Raw genomic sequence first — 23094 nt, forward strand, 5'->3', positions numbered from 1 at the left:
AACACTGTTTATACCAGCAATACTTTAAGATAAGGAATAGGCATTTGCGTCAAGCTTTTAATGTCAGCGTTATATTTTTCTCAGTGACTCATTTAAGGTGCTTAAATTACTGTCTGCTAATTTTCCTGCTGCTGTTAAGTCATAACGTTCAAGCAAATGATTTGTCGTCATGGAACATTTGGAAGAAAAATAGTGAATTAAGTGTTTTTTATCGTGCTAGTCAATATGACGATGTGATTGAAATTAAGGCCCAGGCTAAGGTTAATTCAAGCTTAGCGGGCTTTATCTATTTTATTGAAGATTTTAAGCAGGTTCCTCATTGGCTAGACAATGTGGAGTCCGCTAAATGCATTAGCCAAAGTTCAAGTAACGAAAGTGTATTTGTTACTCGATTTAAAGGCTTATGGCCAATTTCAGCACGTGAAATAGTGGCGCACTCTCGTTATTGGCAAAACGAGGATCTATCGATTGAGATTGCGGTTAAAGACGCTAGTCATGCCATAGAAAAAACCCAAGATGTGATACGTATGCACTTACTGAGCGCCCATTGGACAATAGTACCTGTGGCCATTGACCGCATAGCAATAACTTACCAGTTTATGGTTGACCCTAAAGGTAATATTCCACTATGGCTAACCAAACCCATGACACTGAATGGCATTTGGACCACGCTACATAATATTCAAAGCCAATTGCCTCAAAGTCAGTGGCAACGACAAGTTAACGAAGATATCCAGGAAATACACTAATCGTAAAGCGCTTGTAAGCTCAGTACAACTCAAACGCTAGCATGAGGTATTAAGCCTTAACTTTAGCCTTAACTAAAGCCTTTAGTTAAGGCTAAAGTTAAGGCTAAAGTAACTCATCAAGCTAGGTTATTCACTTTGATGAGTTAGTTAAGGCTAGCGCAGTTAACATTTTATTGATAATGTTTCAGCATCGAAAGCGCCATGGCTTCAGCGACTTTAATACCATCAATACCCGCAGACAAAATACCCCCCGCATAACCTGCACCTTCACCGGCCGGATATAAGCCTTTTGTATTTAAACTCTCATAGCTATCTTTATCACGGGTTATACTAATCGGCGACGAAGTCCGTGTTTCAACAGCGGTTAATGTTGCATCAGCCATCGAGAAACCTTTAATTTTGCGTTCAAATGCCGGTAATGCTTCACGAATAGCTTCGATAGCGTAGTCAGGTAAAATTTCACTTAAATCGCAGTATTTAACACCAGGTTTATAAGATGGCGCTACAACACCATGCTCGCCACTTTTTCGTCCAGCAAGAAAATCACCCACTAGCTGTACCGGTGCATCATAGTTTTCGCCACCCAGTTTAAAGGCTGCTTCTTCTAACCGACGCTGAAACTCAATGCCCGCCAGTACGTTGTCTTTGCTACCATTTTCGTCATAATCTTCTGGTGAAATACCGACGACAATAGCACTATTAGCATTACGTTCATGGCGTGAATATTGGCTCATGCCATTGGTGACTAAACGCCCTGCTTCTGACGCGGCAGCAACCACTGTGCCACCAGGACACATACAAAAACTATAAACTGAACGGCCATTTTTACAATGATGAACAAGTTTGTAATCAGCCGCACCTAAAATAGGATTGCCGGCATTGTCGCCAAAACGAGCATCGTCAATAACTGATTGTTCATGCTCAATTCTAAAACCAACAGAAAATGGCTTAGCTTTTATAAAGACACCTTTTTCATGCAACATAGTAAAAGTATCACGTGCGCTATGGCCAATAGCCAAAGCAATGTGTTTAGTATTTATGACCTCGCCTGTCGATAAAGTTAAACCGGTAACTTGCCTATTGCCGTTGTTATCTTGCGTTTCGGCAAAGTGAATATCGTCTACACGTTGTTCAAAACGTACTTCGCCGCCAAGACGGTGAATTTCTGCCCGCATTTGTTCTACCATGGTGACCAATTTAAAGGTACCTATATGTGGCTTACTGACGTATAGAATTTCACTTGGCGCGCCGGCGTCAACAAACTCATGTAATACTTTGCGACTATAATGCTTTGGATCTTTAACTTGGCTCCAGAGTTTGCCGTCAGAAAATGTACCCGCACCCCCTTCACCAAATTGCACATTGGACTCAGGATTAAGAATTTTTTTCCGCCAAAAGCCAAAAGTGTCTTTAGTACGCTGGCGTACTTCTTTACCGCGCTCTAAAATAATGGGTTTAAAGCCCATTTGTGCTAAGAGTAAGCCCGCAAATAAACCACAAGGTCCCATACCAATAACCACTGGGCGCTCGATTAAATTTTCGGGTGCTTGACCAACAAACTTATAACTTGTATCAGGGCTAACTTTAATATTTTGATCATTGACATGCTCAGCAATAAGCTGTTCATTTTTTGTTGTTTCTACGTCTAAGGTATACATCAAAATGATCTTACTCTTTTTACGTGCATCGTAACCACGTTTAAAGATTGAAAAACTGGTAAGCTGCTCAGCGGTGATTTTTAATGTTGCAAGAATAACTTGCTCTAATTCTTCCGGTTGATGATTTAGTGGTAATTTGACGTTAGTTAAACGCAACATATCGTGTATCCAAAGCGAGGCTAGGGTAAAAATTGGCGCTATTTTACCTGATAGTACTAGCGATACCAAATACAAAGCTAAAACAATAATTGAATTTGTTTATAAGCTAGGTATGATCTGACCTTTGATAGTAGTAATGCTAGTCGATTTGATAGCTCAATAAGATAAAATAAGCGGAATAAAATGGCGTTTGTAGTTACTGATAATTGTATTCAATGTAAATACACTGATTGTGTCGCAGTTTGTCCTGTTGATGCCTTTCATCAAGGACCCAATTTTTTAGTCATTAATCCTGACTCATGTATTGATTGCGACTTGTGCCCTGTTGAATGTCCTGTTGGCGCGATTTATCAAGAAGATGATGTGCCAGAAGATCAAAAAGACTTTATTGAACTCAACGCTGAACTGGCAAAAATATGGCCAGTGATCACCGAAATTATTCCAGCACCTGTTGATGCAGAGCAATGGGATGGTGTACCCAATAAAATTAATCATCTAATCACTGAAGTTGATTAATTTCGCCCATAAAATTGTCAACAGTTTTACCACGCGCTTTACCTCCACTAACTCAGGGTTTTACCCAAACAGTGTTTCGCCCTTAGTGGCAAGTGTTTTGGGCGATATTGAGCCTAGAGAAAAATCGCACGTTAACTAAAAATGTTCATACTAAAACGTACAACGCCTCGAGCTTAAAATCTAGGAGCCATCATGCCCCATAAAATTAAAGAACAACGCATTGAATGCCCACATTTCGGCCACCCTATACATTTGGCCTTAGACGCTAGTGCAGGTGAGCAAAATTATTAGGATGAATGCCCCGCTTGTTACATGAAAATGCACTTGAATTGACATATTGACGAGTCTCATCAAAAAATTTTGTTCGGTATGGGTAGTAATAATGAACAGTTTTTTTAAACCTTCGTTCTGTTAAAACTTATGGTGAGTTAAACTCACTATTATCCGGTTAAGTAAATACCTAACAAGCAAGAAGATTACTAGGTACTAACCCCCAACAGTTAACTGCACTTTAGGTGAGTACTAGCAAAAGGTGAGTACTAGCAAGTCACCTTCGCGTAGAAAAATGCTCGCGTCAAAAATAATTTCAGCTTAGTTTCATACGTTCAATGGTTTCAACAATCGTCATGGTTTGTTGATCAATTTCAATATTCACTTTATCGCCAATCGCTGCATGCTGTAAATTGGTACGCGCTAAGGTTTCGGGTATCAGATGGACCGAAAATAGCGTTCCTACTTCAGCGCCTAGCGTTAAACTAATGCCATTAATACTGATAAAACCTTTGGCAAATACATACTTTTGATATTCAGGCGCTAAGGTAAAACTTAATGTGCAGTTGTCCTGACTATCGATACGATTAGCCAAAACAGCTTGAGTATGAACATGGCCACTGAGCATATGACCACCGATTTCATCGCCAATTTTTAACGAGCGCTCAACATTGACTTGTGTACCTAGCTTAATATCAGCAAGGTTAGACACCCGTAACGTTTCATCAATCACATCAAAACTTATAAAGCTGCTCTGATCACTTAGATGGCCAAACTCAACAGCGGTCAAACAAACACCATTTATCGCCACACTCGCACCAATTTCAAGATTAGCTATTAGTGGGGCTTCTAACGCAACTTTTAATCTTATCGCATTATTTTTACGCATTATCGCAATTACTTCAGCTTGTGATTGCACTATACCGGTAAACATATATCATCCAACGAATATTCTACTTTTTGCTATCTTAGCAAGAATAACCTAATGATATAATTGCTTTGATGAACATAAATCGTTTTTTTTCCAATAGTAAAAATTTAATGAAATTGGCTTACCCAATTTTAATCGCCCAATTGATCCAAAATTTAATGGGTTTTGCCGATACTGTCATGGCGGGTCGTGTTAGTGCCACTGATATGGCAGCCGTTGCCGTAGCCAGCAGTGTTTGGCTGCCCTTAATTTTAGCCCTATCAGGTCTTGTGATGGCACTGGCCAGTATTGTTTCGCAATTATCGGGAGCCAAACAGTTTGATCAAGTGGCAAAAGCCAGTTATCAAACCGCTTGGATAGCGGTTTTTTTCTCAATAATCATCATTATTCTCTACTACATTGCCACCCCTATGTTAATCGACTCTATTTCGATGGAGCCTAAGCTTAAACATCTAATGTTTGACTATTTAGGTTACATTGTTTGGGGCGGCCCAGGCTATTGTCTGTATTTGGTTTTACGTAATTATTCAGAAGGTTTGTCTTTTACTCGCCCGACCATGATCATCAGCATATTAGGCTTGTTGATTAACATACCCGCCAACTATATTTTTATTTATGGTGAGTTTGGTATGCCTGCACTCGGTGGTGCGGGTTGTGGTATTGCCACAGCCATTGTTTACTGGGTGATGTTCCTTGGCATGCTTGCCTATGCTTATTTTTCAAAACATCTAAAACACGCGCCATTGTTTACCAAATTCTATTGGCCACAATGGTCAGAAATTAAAATTATATTAGCTTTAGGCACACCCATAGCATTTTCATTACTTTTTGAAGTAAGCTTATTTGCCGCCGTAGCCATAATACTGGTGCCCTTTGGCGCTAATGTTGTTGCCAGCCACCAAATTGCCATTAACTTTTCTGGTTTGGTTTTTATGGTGCCATTAAGTTTAGCCATGGCCGTGACCATAAAAGTGGGTTTTGAAGTCGGTAATAAAAACTTTGAAAAAGCCAAGGAACTCTGCCGATACTCGGTTATTTTGGGACTGGTTATTGCGGTAGTAACCGCAGCCATTACCTTATTGTTCAGCACACAAATTGCCACTATCTACACCACAGACACCGAAGTCCTTGAACTTGCTGCCAGCTTAATGTTTTTAGCGGCTTTATTTCAGTTTTCCGATGCCATACAAGTTATTTCAGCGGGTGCACTTCGTGGTTATAAAGACACACAGTCGATTTTGTATATCACCTTCTTTTCCTACTGGGTTGTGGGTTTATCTTTTGGTTCAATACTGGGCTTAACCGATTGGATAGCACCAGCATCAGGTCCTTATGGTTTTTGGATAGGCTTTATTTCTGGCTTAACAGTAGCAGCCGTATTACTGGCTTGGCGCTTAAAAATAGTGCAAAAGCGCTTTGAGCAACACGCAGCCTTGAAAAGTTAATCGAATGTTTTTAGCTTGGTACTCTAACGCCTTGCTTTTAGACTATTTAAAATAGCGTGTAACTTTTATTGAGCTATTTGTTGCTTAAATAAGCAAGCACAATACCCAGTGCTGAATTAAACAGCAATCGCATCATATTTTAGATAAAATTGCTTGCACTTGCTAAAACAGATCGCTAACATAGCGCCTCGTTGAGTCACTCAACAATTTTACTTAGAAGTAACGCTCGCTTAGCTCAGTTGGTTAGAGTACTTGCATGACATGCAAGGTGTCACTGGTTCGAGTCCAGTAGCGAGCACCATATTATAGAAAAAGGGATAACAGAAATGTTATCCCTTTTTTGTTCCACAAACAAAATGTTATAGCTAATCTAAATCACTATCTCTTATTGATTTGTAGATGGTATCTAAAAAATTCCCTTCAACGAATGACCAATTTACTACGGACAGACTTTTAAACTAAGTGAGTCTGATTATAAGAGGTCTTTGGGGGATAAATTACATTATGGTGGCGTGCAACCCAAGAAGCCAAACCTCGGCACATGAGTCGTCTACTGCGGTTGCTTCCAGATTGCCTTTCAATAACTTACAGAAAGTAAATTTATCTTCAAATTGTTGCGGTTTATGTAGCAATCATTTTCCGCTGCAGCAACTTGTTATGCATCTTTTTATTTATGCATATTATTTTCTGCTGCTGTCTCACGCAATATATTACCGATAGGTCTATCACCAATAAGCAGATCTCTAATTATTGGCTCACCTTTTTTGTTAATAGAAAGAGAAATAAATGCATTTTTATTGGCTCGTGCTTCACTCAATAAATCTTCAGCTCGCTTTCCATCCGTTTCTGCTATATAAAACCTGTGTAAGCTTCTTTCATACTCTGGCGCTATAAAAGCATCACATTGTGTTTTTGCCACATCGCAACTCACTTTATTAACTTTAGGAATTTGACTGTCTGTACTCGTCAAACATAAACAACACGCTGCTCCTGAATCGCATTTATGCGCGGTAGTCTCCCAGTCGTAAGCAAGATTAAAGCGTAAATAATGCCCTCTTAAAAGATCACGAGGATCATAACCTGTGATATTCACATTCCATTGTTCCCCAGTTTTTACATGATACTCAGCGCGAGCAATCAATAAACACAATAAAACAAAAGGGATAGCAACGGCGATTAAAATTTTATTATTCATTTTAGGCATCCCCCGCCATAGTTAAACGACTTGCCAAGGCATCTGATTTTTTAAACCACCACCAAGCAATAAACAAAGTTAAAACACCGCCTATTATTAATCCTATGCCTGTATCAAACATTGTCCCAAATACTTCTAAATAAATAGCGATGATACGTAAGCAGATTAAAGCTGTTACGGTATTAAAAAAACCTATCGATTTAATTTTCAATGCCGCCCAACCTAAAACACACAAATACACTAAATTACTCAAAGCGCCGATTAGATGTGAGCTGTCATTTTGCCAAAAATATGCGCCAACAGCGCTCAATACAAGCACGGTTATTAATACAATACGCATTGCTAAATGCATTTCCTCAGGCCCATTGGCGTACAATTTTGGAATTAAAAGCACAAGTACAACTACGGCTAAAAAGCAAATCAATGTAATATAATTAATAACGCTTCCATTTAAATTAGCATTGTCATACCAAAAGAACTGAGAGAACCAACCCATCAAAATGATTGCAAACCAACTCCATGTAGAAAACGCCTCTGAAAATAAAGGACGATTTTTATACAGCCAAGGTATACGTGAAACCAATATAAACAACACCGGTGTTAAAACACATAGAGAACCCGCCGTAATGTTAGAATAGAATTCTGATTGTGTTATTTTTTCAAGCACATCGTAAAGTACTTCGATATTTAAAAAGTATGTAATACCAATGCCTATCATCCATAACGTCGCAAGAAATTTTCCACGGCCTAACAACACCAGCGGTATGGTTGCCAAAGTCCATGCAAGGAATAATTTATTTAAGCCCCCACCTAGCTGATAGGTTTGCCCTATAAGCGCCATAGCGGCCAAAACAAAACCGTAATAAAAAATAACAAGTAATTCTTGTACCCAAAATCGTTTAGTAGTGTTGTCATTTCGACGCGCTACTCGATATAAGGCAGTCGCTACGCACAAACAAATAAGTAGCGCAGCAAACAGTTTCACCCATGCAGGTGTTTGCTGCCAATTTGACGCAATCACGGAAACAATCCCAACTATTACAGCAAAAACACCCAGACCACCAACTACCCATAACGCGATAGGTTTAGAAGCGTGTGACTCATATTCATTTATTTTTTCTACAATAGCTGCATCAATTAGATTTTCTTGTTGCCACTCACTAAGTTTTTTGGATATTTTCATTTAACGCCTTAATTATATTTATAATATTTTTTAGCCGTGATGTGTGCCACCAAACTTAGCCACCAAAGAATCCAGACCTTTGCAACGCCCAATTAAGGGGCAAAATAGAGTTGGCTAAAACAGATGAACGGAGTGAACAAAATAGCCAACTTTATTTTGTCCCTCTTTAAGTTGTTAGCTTTACTTTTGCACAAGCAGATCAATTTCACGACAGAATACAAACCCATAGATAAAAACAGGAATCCCCCAAAAAGCCAACAAAACACCAGAATAGCTAGGTAATAAATTTGAAATAACAGCAATGAGCACTCCAGAGCAAAAGATACTTTACAATATTTATCGAATTTTGGAAGGTGAGACTTATAGTATTTAAATACAGGATCAAAATAAAATAGAAGAATCGAGTCACAAGCAGAGATAAGTGCAATACCAACAAATTCATTATTAGAGCCAATAACAATAGGAGCCATTAAACAACCTGTTGTGTATGGAAATAATCTTGCATGTTGCCTCTTAGTTTTAATTTTCACCCAAACCCTCTAGTAAAGCTAAACAATAAAGACATAAAAAACATAGACTTAACCAGTAATACGATGGAGCTACCTATATTTTTGTAGCATATATGTAGCATTAAAAATAAAGTGCTACATTAATTTAAGAAAAGAAAGGGTGTCAGGTCTTGTCTTTTGCCATTTCATGTTAGAGACAAAAGGCAAGACCTGACACCCTATTTGACTTTTGTAACTCAGGATGATTTGACACCGCTTTTAATTGTAATTTTTATAAACTGTCACACTCTACTAATTCAAAACCTTCTTCGAAAGTTGAGCTTTCAATAAATCCAAGATTTTCAGCCTCATTTAAATCTTTTTTATTAATAGTGAAAATATGGACCTGCCCTGTTTCCCCAGAGCAAACAGCGGGAAAATCAATCCCTTTATGAATTCCGCATTTTTCGGACTTAACTGATATTCCAGAATCAGTTAGATAACCTTTAGTCGTGCTAATAGGGATGGCATTATCTTGGCATTGTAGTTTTCCATTTGAGATAACCACTTCGATACTAATCTCACTACTACTGCCACCATCACACGCTATTAATATTGGGAATACTAAAAAAAATAAGGATTTAATTTTCATTGGAATACTCTATTAGTTCGATTAGTTTTACAAAGCTTATTGTCAATAAATCGATAAATAAAAAAGTCATTAATCTTGCATGAATAGTGTAAACCAGATACCTTTTTTGTGCGAATTGACTTGGTCAACATTCGCCTTGGATTGTTGTACTTGGGCATAGAACACCTCATCTATAGTTAGATTTTGGTGTCCGTTAAAGCGGGGGAAGATCACACCCATCGTAATAAATCGCAAAACTATTTTTTAGGCTGCTCGTTATCATGGGTGTCTTGTTAATTTTTCAATTGAGTCATGAAATAAAAGGGTCAGTGAAATAAAAGGGTCAGTGTCAATTTAAACAACCTTTATAAAGTATCTGGGGTCATATTGTAAAGTATCTATCTAGGGTCAGACTAAACTTTTCTAACCTCTATTAATCACCCTTAACTTTAGGTCTTCCCATTTTGGCTGGGCGCATTCTTCTGTCTGTTATAGCTTCTATTTGTTGTTTAAACTCTTCACTGCCAATAGCCATCCCTCTATTTGTCGCTTGTCTGATATCCGTTATTAACGCTTTATCGACATGCTCAGCAATAAAGGCTCGGTAACTTTCTAACCGTCGACTAGTTTGCCTATCAATCGCCAAATATAACGGGTGCGCAATACAAAGTTCTGGTTGCTTTCCTAATCCATTTATTTGTTAGCTTAACCATTTGTACTCTGAAAGCTAAGCTACCATATTCGCCTTACTTAAAAGTTTACTCTGACCCCAGATATTCCATTTTTCGGACTTAACTGATATTCCAGAATCAGTTAGATAACCTTTAGTCGTGCTAATAGGGATGGCATTATCTTGGCATTGTAGTTTTCCATTTGAGATAACCACTTCGATACTAATCTCACTACTACTGCCACCATCACACGCTATTAATATTGGGAATACTAAAAAAAATAAGGATTTAATTTTCATTGGAATACTCTATTAGTTCGATTAGTTTTACAAAGCTTATTGTCAATAAATCGATAAATAAAAAAGTCATTAATCTTGCATGAATAGTGTAAACCAGATACCTTTTTTGTGCGAATTGACTTGGTCAACATTCGCCTTGGATTGTTGTACTTGGGCATAGAACACCTCATCTATAGTTAGATTTTGGTGTCCGTTAAAGCGGGGGAAGATCAGTCGCTTACTTTAAGACGAAAAAGTAAATAATGAGTATACCACTGAGCCATTAAGGATTAAAAAGTTAAACATAAAAAGAATCTTAATCATATATTAAGGTCCTTTTTTATTAATTAATAACCTATCGCTATCTGTCAGATTTTATAGTTGATGTAAGTTAATCTAAAGTGGTATCAGCAAAAAATTTAACTCATGATTTTTCTAAATCGCCTATATCATGTTCGCTAGCGCGCAGTGAACTATCATCATTAAGCCCCCCTTTCCTATAGCTATCTCAAAAACTGTAAACTTAATATTTTCTGACTTTTCAAATGGGGCTTTATCTTCTATTCCTTTTGAATAACAAATGATTCTGCATCAATTTTTAAGCTTAAGGTTTACAAATAGGTCTAGTGCTTTAAATGCAAATCGCTGCGTTCCAATCATCTGATTTTATTTGCTTTATAGCCGCCATGATATTGCCTCATTGATATTGATAAATCACAGAATTTCCTTTAAGATCATCCATATTAATAGGGACTAGCTTGTGGTAAATTCCTGTTTACAAGATATAAGGTCTCACTGGCTTAATGCTGGTAACAAACAATATATTGGTTAATTACCCCCCGATAAACCTGAAAGCCTTTAAATTAGTTTCTCGGTTTTTTTATATCTTAGCCATGCTTAGCCATGTCATATCACTTTGTGGCATTCTACATTTTCATTTACTCAAAATAACACTAACATTGGATTAATAAATGCATACGCTATCTCAGTTAAAATCTGGCCAACTCAGGGGTATTAAGCGTTTAAAGTTATCTGAAAACTTAAGCTCATTCCCAGTAGAAATTCTGTCATTAGCAGATAGCTTAGAAATTCTAGATTTATCTGACAATCAATTAACTTCGCTACCCAAGGCGTTAATTAAGCTAACAAAACTTCAAATAATTTTTGCTTCAAACAATCGCTTCCAAGTATTACCTGAAGTGCTTGGGCGCTGTGAAAACCTAGAAATGGTCGGCTTTAAATCAAATCAAATTGAACAGGTGCCTGCTAACTCCTTACCGGAGAATTTACGTTGGTTAATCTTGACCGACAACTGCCTTGAAACTTTGCCTGACGCTTTGGGCGAACGGCCAAAACTACAAAAATTGGCGTTAGCCGGCAATAGGTTAACCAAACTGCCGTTAACACTAGCGCAGTCACATAATCTTGAGTTAGTGCGTATATCAGCGAACAATTTAACTGAATGTCCCGAGCAATTACTGAGATTACCTAAACTTGCATGGTTTGCCTTTTCCGGTAATCCTTTTAGCCTTGCTAACCTCAATATTGCCTCAGTTCCATCACTGCCCTCAACAAGTTTTACCTTACAAAAGGTACTGGGACAAGGTGCTTCAGGCGTTATTTCCAGTGCCACTTGGACTGATAGTCCATCAGCATTTCCAGATAATGTTGCGGTGAAAGTTTTTAAAGGCAAAGTAACCAGTGATGGCTACCCAGAAGACGAATTACAGGCATGTTTAAAAGTCGGCGATCATCAAAACCTTGTCCGTTCTTTAGCACAAGTTAATGAGGAAGACTATTTAGCCTTAATCATGAACTTAATACCGGCTAATTTTAAAAATTTGGGTTTACCGCCAAGCTTTAAAAGCTGTACCCGTGATACTTTTCCAGAAGGCTTTACCTTAAGTGTTAGTCAAATTGATAAAATAGTGTTGCAAATGGAAGACGTGTTTGAACATTTGCATGCAAATCAAGTATCTCATGGTGATTTATACGCGCATAATACCTTGTTTGATGAAAACGCTAATATTATTTTTGGCGATTTTGGCGCCGCGACTATGTACCACATGCTCACTGGCGAGCAGCAAGCATTAATCCAGAAAATTGAACGTCGTGCACTTTCTTGTTTGATTGAAGATTTATTAAGTATTTGTCATAAACAAGAGCAAAACAGCCCAGAATTTAAAATTATCCAGCAAAAAATTCATTAATACGGCTTTAAATATAACAAACGATAAAGCTCAACAAGCGGCTAAAAATCAATACATTTAGCCGTACTGGTGAGTACAGCTAAAACGTTAATAGACAAATGGCCCATGTGAACTAATACAAAACCAGCGAATCGCTCTAATCAGTAACTTTAACTGTATTTTTTCATTTTATAACCTGCAATTTTAAGCAAATTAATGAGATACTAGTTGTTCTTGTTCTACTAAAATTGAAGCTACAAATATAATCTTTATGAATTACACCTCAATTGACGAATTAAAAAACGCTTGGATCTTTAAGCATAAAAGCTTACCTATTAGCGATAGCGACAAAACAAAAATTAAACCTATGATCAGTACTCGTGCCAAAGTACTTTGGGATGGCGCTATCAGTAAACAAGTTGATCACCCAGACTTTTTTAAAAAAGGTGACTGGCCAGAAAATTCTGCATCTTGGCTTGATAATGGTAAATGGGAAAATATTTGGGATAGTGAAGCATGTTTATTACCCGAGATCATTTTAGCGCACCTAAAATGGGATAATAATACCGTGGTTTATTATTGTAGTTCACGAGATAACGTTATTGAAACCACTTGGGCAGTATTTCAACGTTGCTGGAAGAATTTTCTGTTTATGGATGACGGAGCAATCTTAATTGGTAAAAAGCGCAATGAAACGGTGCAATTTCTTTCAACCGGTTATTTTAAGGTTGGTCAAAAACCCAGTTAATTTAAACATGGGCACTTGGCCCCTTCAATGCTATAGCCACTTGCTAAAGCATTGCCGATAACTTGGGGCTGTGATTGTTATCTTGTTGATTTTTAATATTCGCCATCAATTGTGAGCTTTTTTGTATGGCTGTTATTAATTGACTAATAATGGACTAATAATTAGCTACAGAGCTATTTAAGAATCATATGGTAAGCTAAAAATCCTATAATTTTAGAACGTTATGAGCCCATAAGTTAGGATTTAACGTTAAGCTTTTAAAGTGCTGTGGATTAGAAAAGGTAGCTTATCGCCACCTTTTGCTTGATTAAGTCTCTTCCAACTCTTCTTCACCCGATAATAACACCGCAAACCAACTACCTTCAGCAGAGTTTTCTAAGGCTATCTTAATGATCATGGTCAAAGGCACTGACAACAACATGCCCACTGTGCCTAGCAACCAGCCCCAAAATATTAATGAAATAAATACCACTAGGGTTGATAGCCCAAGGCCACGGCCCAAATAACGCGGTTCAACCACATTACCCATGACCGTGTTTATGGTCAAATAGCCTAAGCCAATAAAACCTGCCGCCGCTGGCCCTAATTGCAGTACAGCTAACGACATTGCCGGTACGGCGGCGATAATGGAGCCAATATTGGGAATATAGTTCAGTAAAAAGGCCAACACACCCCACAGTAAGAAAAAGTCTAAACCAAACACCCACAGCATTGATGAAACACAAATGCCGGTCGCAATACTCACCAAGGTTTTAATCGCAATATAATTATTTACTGAGGATAAAAATCGGTCAATTTGCTTTAAGCGAGCTTGTGGATCGTCAAGCGCTAAATGTAATTTACGCGGTACAGATGACGCTTCAAACAACATAAAAATAACCGTAATTATGATTAAAAATAAATTAGCCATAACGCTGCCCAAACCACTGAGCATGTTAGCGGCTAAGCCCATTGCTGCAGCGGGGTCAAAGTATTCAATAAGTAATTCTGACGATATTTTAATATTGTAGGCATCAAGTTGTTGGGTTAACCATACAAACTGTTCTTGAAGTTGCGCGCGATAAACGGGAATAAGTTGTGACAACTCATTTAACGAGTTACCCACAAGCCCCGCCAGTGAAAGCGCAATAGAAACAAAGATACCAATAACAAAGATAACCGCTATCGGTTTCGGAATTTTATAGCGCGCCGCCATCACCACTAATGGGTTACAAATAATGGCAATAAACGCTGATAATAAAAACGGTACTAATAATGTTGCCGCGGTTTTTATCCCGGCTAGCACAACAAATAATGCCGCGGTAACCAATAAAAATTTCACCGCGCCTTCGGACTTGCCTTGTAAAGCCATTTTTTAAACCTAGTTGGTTATCTAATATAGTGTAAGCGCTTAAAACTATACGCGATTTCATAGCATGCCCGCTAGTATTAAAAGCGATATAGTTGTTATAAGCCGAGAAAGTTACATGGTTCGTCGGATTAAGGTAACGCTCGACAATTTAAGTAAACGCCAACAACTAAGCATACCAATTAAGCCCACAAAGAATGCGCCCGCGCCAATACCCACTAACCAATACTGAAAGTGAAAACTGCCTGACATATTAAAGACTTGGCTTTGCAAAATATAAACCGCTATTTCCATACCAACACTTGCCATGAGTCCAGCAATAGCCCCTAGTGCTACAAACTCATATAACACGCTATTACGCAGTAAACTGCCTTTAGCGCCCAAGGTTCTCAATATCGCTAGTTCACGCTCTCTTTCTTCCATGCTGGCTTGTACTTGCGCTATTAACACTAAGCTACCGGCAAGTACCACTAAAATTAAGATCAGCTGAATCGCCACCGTCACTTGCTCAATAATACCATTGAGCTGCGCCATAATGGCAGCAAAGTCCATTACCGTAATCGTGGGAAAGTTGGCCAAAAAGCGATAAACTAAGTCTCGGTTATCATCTGATATTGACCAAGCGGAAATTGATGTCGTCGGAAATTGCTCAAGTACACTTTGGTTAAAAACCATAATGAAGTTTAACTGCCGACTTTGCCAATTTACTTGACGAATGCTAGTCACAGGCACGGTAAACTCATCCGAGCCGAGCGTGAAGGTTAGCTCATCACCTAATTTAACCGCCAAACGTTCTGCTATGTTGCTTTCAATGGACACTTGAGGTGTTTCGTCGCCAACTGGCCACCACTGCCCAGCAATAATTTCATTTTCATCCGGTAACTCAGTACGCCAGGTTAAACCCAGTTCACGGCCCATACCTTGCCGAGTTTTTTTCTGCTTGGTTTTCTTAGCTTGTTGTTTTTCAGTGCCATCGGTTTTTTCAGCGTTTTGCACTTGACTGTCATCATCTTTATCATCTTTATCGACGGTCTTTACACCGTTTATCGCTGATAAACGACCACGGTAAACATGATAGAAACCTTGATTGGCAATATTATTTTCTTCAACAAAGCTTTTTAAAGGCTGAATTTGATCTTGAGTGATATTGATCAGGTAATGATTGGGCGTATCATCAGGAAACTGTTGCTCCCATTCTGATAATATTGAGCTTTTCATTACTGTAATCAATAACAACAGCATTATAGCGATAGTAAAACTGACCAGTTGCACGCTGTTTTCACTAGCTCGGCGTTTTAAGTTCGCTAAGGCCAAATGCCAAGACTTTCCCGCTTTAGTACCGACACTACGGCCTGCGCTCATTAAGCCACGGCCGAACAACAACAAGATAAAGGAGACAACCACACCACCGAATAACAACGCAGCGCTCATCACTAAGTCTTGACTGAAAATAAACAGTAATAAAAATAACGCCAATAAAGGCGGTAACTGATGCCAGCCAAAGCGCGCGACTTTTTCTTGGCTAAAACCTCGAATAACATTTAAGGGTGAGCTTTTTACTAAGGTCATAATCGGATGAATAGCAAAAGCAATGGCACATAATAAACCAGTAAATATCGCCGTTAAAAACGGCACAAAAGTCAGCGGTGCATCAGCTAATGATAAATAACTCGCAATGGCATTAGCACCCAGTAGCAGCAAACCATAACCCACCACTAATCCTGCTGCGATACTTAAACAACTCAATAAGCTCCAATGCAGACAATAAAGTTTTCTCACATGCGAAATTGACGCACCTAGGGCTTTAAATATTGACACGTTAGGCTGATGACGTTGACCATAACGACGACTGGCCACCGCCACCGCAACAGCCGCTAATACAATGCCTAACATGCTTGCTAGCGAAAGAAACTTCTCCGCTGTGTCTAATATTCTTGATAAACGATTTTGTGCTGCTTTAGCATCATACCAACGTTGTGATTCGTTGATTTGTGGTTTAATCCATTTTTCAAAGCTTTCAATAGCATCGGTTTCACCGGCAAATAAGTACTTATAGGTAATACGACTGCCTGGCTGAATAAGCTTGGTTTTGGGCATATCAGCAATATTTAAAATAATCGTTGGCCCGGCAATAAAGGCGCGGTATGAACGATCAGGAATATCAGTAACAATACCGGCAATAATGAGTGGCGCAACGCCTATCTCAATCACCTCGCCAATTTTAACATTCAAGCGACTTAATACACTGGGTTCAACCCAAACCGTGCCTAGTTTAGGGGCATTGGCAACAATACTCGCGATTTGTGTCAGCGACGTTTTAATTCTAAGTTCACCGCGCAAAGGATAAGTATCAGATACCGCATCGAGTTCACTGAGTAACATATTGTCGCCAGCAAACGCCATCGACTCAGTTTCAATTTTCCGAGCATATTGTAATGCTAATGTCTGACTTTTCTCTATGATGCTAGTGTCAACTTCTGACGACATACGCAGGACGCGATCGGCGCCTATGGTATTGGTGCTATTGGCCACTATGGCATGCTTAATTTGGCCAGAAAATCCGGTCAATGAAAATACCGTCGCAACAGCAAGCGCAATAGCAATAAATATAATGGTCAGTTCACCACGGCGAAGCTCATGATGTAATAAGCGTAGTGATTGAGTAAACCACATGCTTGATGCTTTTTCTTTAACAATACTCATCGTTAACCTACTTGTGAAACTGAAGTTTTACTTTCAAGATCATCATGCCTTGTGGTTTGACTATCAGCCTGATTTTCATCTGTGCCTGCTAAGGTGGCTTCAGTCAAAGATTCAGTTAAGGGTTCAGTTAAAGCACCGCTGTCCATTTCAACTTGGCGTTGGCACCTTGCCGCTAATTTAGCATCGTGGGTCACCAACACTAAGGTGGTACCCTCTTTAACATTCAAATCGAATATTAAGTCAATAATATGTTGGCCCGTCTTGCTGTCTAGATTGCCCGTGGGTTCATCAGCGAATAAAATATCTGGCTTAGCAATAAATGCCCGCGCAATAGCTACCCGCTGTTGTTCACCACCAGAGAGCTGAGAAGGGTAATGTTCCAGTCTGTCAGCCAAACCTACTTGCGCCAGTAAAGCTTCGCCACGTGCTTGCGCATCGGGCATATTGGCTAACTCGGCTGGTAACATTACATTTTCAAGCGCAGTTAAGCTGTTAATTAATAAAAATTGTTGAAAAATAAATCCCACATGCTGCGCACGAACTTGACTGCGCTGCTCTTCATTAAACTGGTGTAAAGGCTGGTTTTTAAGATACACTTGTCCAGAACTTGGTAAATCTAAACCCGCTAAAATCGATAATAATGTCGTTTTACCTGAGCCAGACGAACCGACAATGGCAATTGATTCGCCCGCAGCAACAGTTAAATTAAGTGGTTGAAGCAAAACTAGCGTTTTATCTTCAACTTGCACTGATTTAGTTAGGTCTTTAACGCTTAGAATACTCTCGGAATTTACATGCATGAAAAATTATCCACTTTTTATATTATTTATTAGCTTATTTTTTATCTCTACAGCAAATACTGCTGCACAAAACAAACAGGTCAATACGCTTGATAACAGTATTAGTATCACACCAACCCGCAATATTTTATTATTAGGTGATAGTATCAGTGCAAGTTATGGGATGAAACCCACACAAGGCTGGGTGCACTTACTTAATCAAAAACTTACCGAACAAAACCAAGCTTACACAATAATAAATGCCAGTGTTAGTGGTGAAACGACGAGTGGTGGATTATCTCGGCTAGCAGGCATTTTGGCGAATGAAAAAATTGACTTGTTGCTGATTGAGCTAGGCGGAAATGATGGTTTACGTGGCTATTCACCTAAAGTCATTAAAAATAATCTGTTACAAATGGTCAAGTTAGCGCAAGATAAAAACATAAAAGTTTCAATGATTAAGATAAAAATAACGCCAAATTATGGCCCAAGATACAATGAAATGTTTGAGCAAGTTTTTGAAGATGTCGCCAATACTAGCAATATCACCTTACTGCCCTTTTTTATGGAAATCGTTGCCACTGATAAAGCACTTATGCAAGCAGACGGTATTCACCCTAACGCGCAAGCACAGCCAATCATCGCTGACTATGTTGAACAACAACTTAATGAAATAATGACACTGGAGCCTTAATTTAACATGGAATTTATTTGGATCGGTTTTGCTTTTATTTGTGGTTTATTAACCAAATTAGTCGCTCTACCACCCTCAATCGGCTATTTATCGGCCGGATTTATCTTACTCTTTTTAGGCTATGAAGCCGATGGCATGGTCAACGTATTAGCTGATGTTGGCATCACCTTGATGCTATTTACCATTGGCCTGAAGCTCAATATAAAAGACTTACTCAAGCCAGAAGTTTGGTTGGGCAGCTTAAGCCACAGTGTTTTATGGTTATTGATTGGTCTCGTACTGTTAAAAACTATCGCCCTTATTACTCTTCCTTTTGTTAGTGACTTAAGTCTCACGACATCAGCACTAATTGTATTTTCATTAAGCTTTAGTAGTACGGTATGCGTTGTTAAACTTATGCAAGAGCACGGTGAAATGCGCGCCCGCCATGGTAAACTGGCGATTGGCATATTGGTGATGCAAGACGTCATTGCGGTGATATTTCTTGTCGTCGCCACTGGTGAACTACCTAGCCCTTGGGCGGGCCTGTTACTGCTTTTCATGCCATTAAAACCCTATGTTAACAAAGTCATTAGTAAGGCAGGTCATGGCGAACTAATTCCATTAATGGGCTTTTTTATCGCTTTCGGTGCTTATGAGTTATTTGAATTAGTTCAAATCAAGGGCGACTTAGGTGCGCTTTTAGCGGGTATGTATTTAGCTTCTCATAGCAAAGCCAGTGAAATAAATAAGTCATTACTGAGTTTTAAAGATTTATTCTTGATTGGTTTTTTCTTATCGATTGGCTTTACTGCCCTGCCCACACTAGAGATGCTTGCGATAGCGTCAGTATTAACCTTGTTACTACCCGTTAAGTTTCTGCTGTTTTTCTTTATTTTAGTCAAGCTTAATCTGCGCGGTAGAACCGCATTTTTATCGGCGTTAGCGTTAAGTAATTATAGTGAATTTGGTCTTATTATTGCCGCACTTAGCACTGAAGCAGGCTGGCTATCTTCCGAGTGGCTAGTGATATTATCATTAGCGGTGGCATTATCCTTTATTATTACTAATGTACTGTATAACTTTGCCCATGATTACTTTGCCAATAATAAAGAAAAATTTAAGCGCTTTGAAAGTAAAAAGCCTTTAGTCGAAGATGATTTTGTTCAGCCTGGCGAAGCACCCATTGCGATTATTGGCATGGGCCGTGTTGGTATCGGCGCTTATAGAGCCTTGAGTGCTCAGATAGACAATCAAGTTTGGGGCTTAGACACAGATAAAGACAAAGTAAAATGGTTAAATGAAAATGGTATTCACACCTATCTGGGTGATGCTGAAGATGCTGACTTTTGGGAAAAAATTGATCTGAGTAAGATTGAACTCACACTGTTAGCACTACCTTCTGTGCAAGACATTAAGAATATAACCGCGCAAATAAGGCGCACTAATTATCAGGGCAAGATCGCCGCTATTGCGCGTTATGATGATGAACTGATTACCCTTGAAAGCTTTGGCGTAGACAAAGTGTTTAACTTTTATAACGAGGCTGGTGTAGGTTTTGCTGAAGAAAGCTTGAGTTTAATTAACAAGCGTAATCGAACTCAATAAGCGAGCTATGAGTGAATTAACCCCTTGGTCGCCTATCCAATAATTAACCTTATTGATTAAAATTCAATAAGGTTAATTATTCAAATTCAAGGAGTGTATTGCTCCTTACGTTCCCGCTCATAGCCACCTCGGTAACTGCTACTACATGACTCTAATCACTCACATGCTTGTAAAAAAATGGCTCCACGGCATTAGTAAAGCCTTTGAGGTCGATGCAGATACTTATGTTTAGTCGGCAACTATAAATATATGCAATCAATCCCAATAACGTTTTTATGTCTCTTACAGTTTTTATTCTTTTCTCCCTGCCCTGAATTATTTTATTATTTTTACAGGGAGGAATGAATGACAAAGGAATATGTAGAGACTTAAAAATATTTAGATCTGCTGCATTTCTACCAAGTGGGTCATGATTTGATTCAATGGCTATGATTCAATAAAAATAAACACTGGAAATTTAACCTCATAATGTGAGCACCAGCGACTTGATATTGGGTATTGGGTATTGGGTATTGGATAGTTGATAAATTTTAGGCATAAAAAAACCGACATAAGTCGGTTTTTTTATTTCACTTTTAAGCACTGTTTATTTTGACTAAAAGTAAAAACAATAAGTGGCATCCCTAAGGGGATTCGAACCCCTGTTACCGCCGTGAAAGGGCGGTGTCCTAGGCCTCTAGACGATAAGGACACTAAAAATTATGATAACCGTTCGATAACGATTTCATGTTTTGTATCTGATGGTTAAATATTATAAAAACATTTACCAATCTAAGTTAATGGTGGCATCCCTAAGGGGATTCGAACCCCTGTTACCGCCGTGAAAGGGCGGTGTCCTAGGCCTCTAGACGATAGGGACACATAAATACCAATAGAACACTTAAATATAATTTTACTGTATAAAGCTCTAGCCTAGTGAACTTATAGTAACGCTACATATTCTATAGTATGTGTCAAAAAAACACTTACCAGTAAACTTGTCTAACTAAAAATGAGTGGCATCCCTAAGGGGATTCGAACCCCTGTTACCGCCGTGAAAGGGCGGTGTCCTAGGCCTCTAGACGATAAGGACACATTATAAACTCGAAACACTTAGTATAATAAAATCGTAAAAAGCTCTAGCCTAGTGAACTTATGATTTCGATTATATATTTCTTGTCTGTGTAGTAAAACACGAACTCATTTTCTTTTTTACTTCCGTAGAAGTCTTCCGAAGAAGTGGCATCCCTAAGGGGATTCGAACCCCTGTTACCGCCGTGAAAGGGCGGTGTCCTAGGCCTCTAGACGATAAGGACACTAAAACGATAAAACAAAATATAAACTACTTTGCTTCTGTAGTCCGACAACCTCGCGGTATATCCAACTACATTATCTTTTTAACTATTTTCCATTTACGTTATCAGCACAAATGAATAATAATATTATTGGTGGAGCTATGCGGGATCGAACCGCAGACCTCTTCACTGCCAGCGAAGCGCTCTCCCAGCTGAGCTATAGCCCCACATCGAAATAAAATAAGTGGCCTAATACTTACCCTAATTCTTCTCTCAATAAGTAATCAAGTTACTCGTTGAAAGCGAGGCGCATTCTAAGCAGCGACCAAGATACTGTCAACCCTTATTTTAAATATTAGGCCATTTATTTAAAAGATTTTATCTAACTGATTATTTATAATACAAGTTGACTAAATTTTGTCTTATTAAGTATTTATAAGCCCGATTATCAGTCCGATATTTTAATGATGCACTGGAGTTGCAATAACAGCGCTGTTGTTACTGATAATTTCCGCTAAAAGCAGGCTGAAAATAGCGTTTTATCTCGCTAAAAGCGCTATAAACTATAGCGAGTTGCTTTATTTATAGTAAATAAAGCGTTATTGTTCATCATCCATTAAAAAAAATAATAGTGATATGCAGCTAAAAGAACTCAATGTTGTTGCGATTGGCGGTGGCCACGGTCTAGGGCGTGTACTTTCTACCCTGTCCTTTTTAGGAAATCAACTGACCGGTATCGTTACCACCACAGATAATGGTGGCTCTACTGGCCGTTTAAGAAAACGCAGTAGTTCAATCGCTTGGGGCGACTTACGCAATTGTCTGACTCAGTTAGTTGATGAAAAATCGGTCGGCAGTCAATTGTTCGATTTTCGCTTCGAAGGTAATGATGAACTCGGTGGCCATAACCTAGGTAACTTAATTCTTTATGGTCTAGGAGAAATACACTCGCGCCCGCTTGATTCTATTAAACTTGTGCGACGGTTATTAAGAGTTAAAACACCCGTATTGCCTATGTCTGAAACCCCAACAGATTTAATGGCCTTTTATTCAAAAGGCCGCTGTCGCATCGGTGAAGTATCGGTGGATAAAATGTCAGAGATGCCAAAAAATTTAATGTTAGCGCCGTTAGTTAAAACCTTGCCCACTTGTGTCGAGGCCATATTAAATGCCGATTTGATTATTTTAGGACCTGGCAGTTTTTTGACCAGTGTTGTACCACCGTTACTCGTGCGTGATATTAGTAATGCATTAAACCAAACCAATGCTCATCGCGTGTTCATTGATAATATCGTCGCTGAAAATAGCCCTGCTGCTGCGTTGTCATTAGATGAAAAATTAGTCTGGATTGAAGAAAACGTCGGTTGTCTGCCAATTGATAGCGCTATATGTCACGATGCTAGTATCACATCAACACGTATAGATGTTTATCATCATGAACTCAGTAGTGACACTGTTAGTCACTTTCATAGCCGTGATAAGTTAATTGCGGCATTAAATTCTTGTATTTCAAAAGCAAATAATCGCGCTGAAGCTATGCAAAAACCCCTAGTTAATGCTAGCTAACGATTATTCTTCTCCAACTCAGCCGTTAGCGT

18 protein-coding genes and 6 tRNA genes are annotated in these 23094 nt (G+C 38.8%); 9 read left to right on the top strand and 15 right to left on the bottom strand.

Going from position 1 to position 23094, the window contains the following annotated elements:
* Positions 1–161 precede the first annotated feature (161 nt).
* Positions 162–749, top strand: coding sequence for an START domain-containing protein (locus H4J54_RS04050; protein WP_182189670.1), 588 nt, complete (start codon positions 162–164; stop codon positions 747–749).
* A gap of 170 nt (positions 750–919) precedes the next feature.
* Here H4J54_RS04050 and H4J54_RS04055 read toward each other — a convergent pair whose 3' ends face one another.
* Entirely contained in the window at positions 920–2566 is a 1647-nt protein-coding gene (locus H4J54_RS04055; RefSeq protein ID WP_182189671.1) for an NAD(P)/FAD-dependent oxidoreductase, read from the bottom strand.
* Between the two features lie 183 nt (positions 2567–2749).
* Between H4J54_RS04055 and fdxA the strand changes: the two genes are divergently transcribed.
* A complete protein-coding gene (fdxA, locus tag H4J54_RS04060; RefSeq protein WP_182189672.1) occupies positions 2750–3082 on the top strand; it encodes a ferredoxin FdxA in 333 nt (110 codons plus the stop codon).
* A gap of 586 nt (positions 3083–3668) precedes the next feature.
* Here fdxA and H4J54_RS04070 read toward each other — a convergent pair.
* Positions 3669–4286 (bottom strand): riboflavin synthase subunit alpha, encoded by a 618-nt coding sequence (locus tag H4J54_RS04070; protein WP_182189673.1) that lies wholly within the window; start codon positions 4284–4286, stop codon positions 3669–3671.
* A 68-nt stretch (positions 4287–4354) separates the two neighbouring features.
* On the opposite strand from H4J54_RS04070, the gene H4J54_RS04075 reads away from it, so the two are divergent.
* The gene (locus H4J54_RS04075) at positions 4355–5728 is read left to right on the top strand and encodes an MATE family efflux transporter (RefSeq protein WP_182189674.1); all 1374 of its coding nucleotides are present in this window, start codon (positions 4355–4357) and stop codon (positions 5726–5728) included.
* 224 nt (positions 5729–5952) lie between these two features.
* Positions 5953–6029: transfer RNA gene (locus H4J54_RS04080), tRNA-Val, on the top strand.
* Positions 6030–6395: 366 nt separating this feature from the next.
* Here the strand turns inward: H4J54_RS04080 and H4J54_RS04085 are convergent.
* The 5 genes from H4J54_RS04085 to H4J54_RS04105 all read right to left on the bottom strand — a co-directional run bounded on the left by H4J54_RS04085 (position 6396) and on the right by H4J54_RS04105 (position 10195).
* Positions 6396–6923, bottom strand: a complete 528-nt coding sequence (locus tag H4J54_RS04085; protein WP_182189675.1) for a GDYXXLXY domain-containing protein — start codon at positions 6921–6923, stop codon at positions 6396–6398.
* 1 nt (position 6924) lies between these two features.
* Positions 6925–8106 carry a DUF2157 domain-containing protein gene (locus H4J54_RS04090; protein WP_182189676.1) on the bottom strand — a complete coding sequence of 394 codons (1182 nt, stop codon included), beginning with the start codon at positions 8104–8106 and terminating at the stop codon, positions 6925–6927.
* Positions 8107–8886: 780 nt separating this feature from the next.
* Positions 8887–9246 (bottom strand): hypothetical protein, encoded by a 360-nt coding sequence (locus tag H4J54_RS04095; protein WP_182189677.1) that lies wholly within the window; start codon positions 9244–9246, stop codon positions 8887–8889.
* A gap of 412 nt (positions 9247–9658) precedes the next feature.
* Positions 9659–9871, bottom strand: coding sequence for a hypothetical protein (locus tag H4J54_RS04100; protein ID WP_182189678.1), 213 nt, complete (start codon positions 9869–9871; stop codon positions 9659–9661).
* A gap of 81 nt (positions 9872–9952) precedes the next feature.
* Positions 9953–10195: a hypothetical protein gene (locus tag H4J54_RS04105; RefSeq protein WP_182189679.1), complete on the bottom strand. Its 243-nt coding sequence runs from the start codon at positions 10193–10195 to the stop codon at positions 9953–9955.
* Between the two features lie 950 nt (positions 10196–11145).
* Between H4J54_RS04105 and H4J54_RS04110 the strand changes: the two genes are divergently transcribed.
* Together H4J54_RS04110 and H4J54_RS04115 are read left to right on the top strand one after the other, a co-directional pair.
* Positions 11146–12384, top strand: a complete 1239-nt coding sequence (locus H4J54_RS04110; protein WP_182189680.1) for a leucine-rich repeat-containing protein kinase family protein — start codon at positions 11146–11148, stop codon at positions 12382–12384.
* A gap of 250 nt (positions 12385–12634) precedes the next feature.
* Positions 12635–13111: a DUF2947 family protein gene (locus tag H4J54_RS04115; protein ID WP_182136298.1), complete on the top strand. Its 477-nt coding sequence runs from the start codon at positions 12635–12637 to the stop codon at positions 13109–13111.
* A gap of 307 nt (positions 13112–13418) precedes the next feature.
* Here the strand turns inward: H4J54_RS04115 and H4J54_RS04120 are convergent, their stop codons facing one another.
* The 3 genes from H4J54_RS04120 to H4J54_RS04130 form a co-directional block, all read right to left on the bottom strand.
* The gene (locus tag H4J54_RS04120; RefSeq protein WP_182189681.1) at positions 13419–14462 is read right to left on the bottom strand and encodes an AI-2E family transporter; all 1044 of its coding nucleotides are present in this window, start codon (positions 14460–14462) and stop codon (positions 13419–13421) included.
* A 111-nt stretch (positions 14463–14573) separates the two neighbouring features.
* On the bottom strand, positions 14574–17162 hold the full coding sequence (locus H4J54_RS04125; RefSeq protein WP_259366953.1) for an ABC transporter permease: 2589 nt from the start codon (positions 17160–17162) through the stop codon (positions 14574–14576).
* A 2-nt stretch (positions 17163–17164) separates the two neighbouring features.
* The gene (locus H4J54_RS04130; RefSeq protein WP_182189682.1) at positions 17165–17962 is read right to left on the bottom strand and encodes an ABC transporter ATP-binding protein; all 798 of its coding nucleotides are present in this window, start codon (positions 17960–17962) and stop codon (positions 17165–17167) included.
* On the opposite strand from H4J54_RS04130, the gene H4J54_RS04135 reads away from it, so the two are divergent.
* Positions 17961–18635 (top strand): arylesterase, encoded by a 675-nt coding sequence (locus tag H4J54_RS04135; RefSeq protein ID WP_182189683.1) that lies wholly within the window; start codon positions 17961–17963, stop codon positions 18633–18635. The genes H4J54_RS04130 and H4J54_RS04135 overlap by 2 nt on opposite strands.
* 6 nt (positions 18636–18641) lie before the next feature.
* The gene (locus tag H4J54_RS04140) at positions 18642–20222 is read left to right on the top strand and encodes a cation:proton antiporter family protein (RefSeq protein ID WP_182189684.1); all 1581 of its coding nucleotides are present in this window, start codon (positions 18642–18644) and stop codon (positions 20220–20222) included.
* 615 nt (positions 20223–20837) lie between these two features.
* On the opposite strand, the gene H4J54_RS04145 is transcribed toward H4J54_RS04140, so the two are convergent.
* The 5 genes from H4J54_RS04145 to H4J54_RS04165 form a co-directional block, all read right to left on the bottom strand.
* Positions 20838–20913 (bottom strand) — tRNA-Glu (locus H4J54_RS04145).
* Between the two features lie 92 nt (positions 20914–21005).
* A tRNA-Glu gene (locus tag H4J54_RS04150) sits at positions 21006–21081 on the bottom strand.
* A 137-nt stretch (positions 21082–21218) separates the two neighbouring features.
* Positions 21219–21294 (bottom strand) — tRNA-Glu (locus H4J54_RS04155).
* A 147-nt stretch (positions 21295–21441) separates the two neighbouring features.
* Positions 21442–21517: transfer RNA gene (locus H4J54_RS04160), tRNA-Glu, on the bottom strand.
* A gap of 130 nt (positions 21518–21647) precedes the next feature.
* A tRNA-Ala gene (locus tag H4J54_RS04165) sits at positions 21648–21723 on the bottom strand.
* A 409-nt stretch (positions 21724–22132) separates the two neighbouring features.
* Here H4J54_RS04165 and yvcK point away from each other — a divergent pair.
* Positions 22133–23062, top strand: a complete 930-nt coding sequence (gene yvcK, locus H4J54_RS04170) for a uridine diphosphate-N-acetylglucosamine-binding protein YvcK (RefSeq protein WP_182189685.1) — start codon at positions 22133–22135, stop codon at positions 23060–23062.
* Positions 23063–23094: the final 32 nt, after the last annotated feature.

This window comes from Colwellia sp. MB3u-8 (assembly GCF_014076985.1).
In the GTDB taxonomy this organism is placed as follows: Bacteria; Pseudomonadota; Gammaproteobacteria; order Enterobacterales; family Alteromonadaceae; genus Cognaticolwellia.

Excerpts from the sequence above, each read along its gene's own strand:
- H4J54_RS04055 (WP_182189671.1), bottom strand. The coding sequence starts at position 2,566 with ATGTTGCGTTTAACTAACGTCAAATTACCACTAAATCATCAACCGGAA.
- fdxA (WP_182189672.1), top strand. The coding sequence starts at position 2,750 with ATGGCGTTTGTAGTTACTGATAATTGTATTCAATGTAAATACACTGAT.
- H4J54_RS04070 (WP_182189673.1), bottom strand. The coding sequence starts at position 4,286 with ATGTTTACCGGTATAGTGCAATCACAAGCTGAAGTAATTGCGATAATG.
- H4J54_RS04075 (WP_182189674.1), top strand. The coding sequence starts at position 4,355 with ATGAACATAAATCGTTTTTTTTCCAATAGTAAAAATTTAATGAAATTG.
- H4J54_RS04085 (WP_182189675.1), bottom strand. The coding sequence starts at position 6,923 with ATGAATAATAAAATTTTAATCGCCGTTGCTATCCCTTTTGTTTTATTG.
- H4J54_RS04090 (WP_182189676.1), bottom strand. The coding sequence starts at position 8,106 with ATGAAAATATCCAAAAAACTTAGTGAGTGGCAACAAGAAAATCTAATT.
- H4J54_RS04095 (WP_182189677.1), bottom strand. The coding sequence starts at position 9,246 with ATGAAAATTAAATCCTTATTTTTTTTAGTATTCCCAATATTAATAGCG.
- H4J54_RS04105 (WP_182189679.1), bottom strand. The coding sequence starts at position 10,195 with ATGAAAATTAAATCCTTATTTTTTTTAGTATTCCCAATATTAATAGCG.
- H4J54_RS04110 (WP_182189680.1), top strand. The coding sequence starts at position 11,146 with ATGCATACGCTATCTCAGTTAAAATCTGGCCAACTCAGGGGTATTAAG.
- H4J54_RS04115 (WP_182136298.1), top strand. The coding sequence starts at position 12,635 with ATGAATTACACCTCAATTGACGAATTAAAAAACGCTTGGATCTTTAAG.
- H4J54_RS04120 (WP_182189681.1), bottom strand. The coding sequence starts at position 14,462 with ATGGCTTTACAAGGCAAGTCCGAAGGCGCGGTGAAATTTTTATTGGTT.
- H4J54_RS04125 (WP_259366953.1), bottom strand. The coding sequence starts at position 17,162 with ATGAGTATTGTTAAAGAAAAAGCATCAAGCATGTGGTTTACTCAATCA.
- H4J54_RS04135 (WP_182189683.1), top strand. The coding sequence starts at position 17,961 with ATGAAAAATTATCCACTTTTTATATTATTTATTAGCTTATTTTTTATC.
- H4J54_RS04130 (WP_182189682.1), bottom strand. The coding sequence starts at position 17,962 with ATGCATGTAAATTCCGAGAGTATTCTAAGCGTTAAAGACCTAACTAAA.
- H4J54_RS04140 (WP_182189684.1), top strand. The coding sequence starts at position 18,642 with ATGGAATTTATTTGGATCGGTTTTGCTTTTATTTGTGGTTTATTAACC.
- yvcK (WP_182189685.1), top strand. The coding sequence starts at position 22,133 with ATGCAGCTAAAAGAACTCAATGTTGTTGCGATTGGCGGTGGCCACGGT.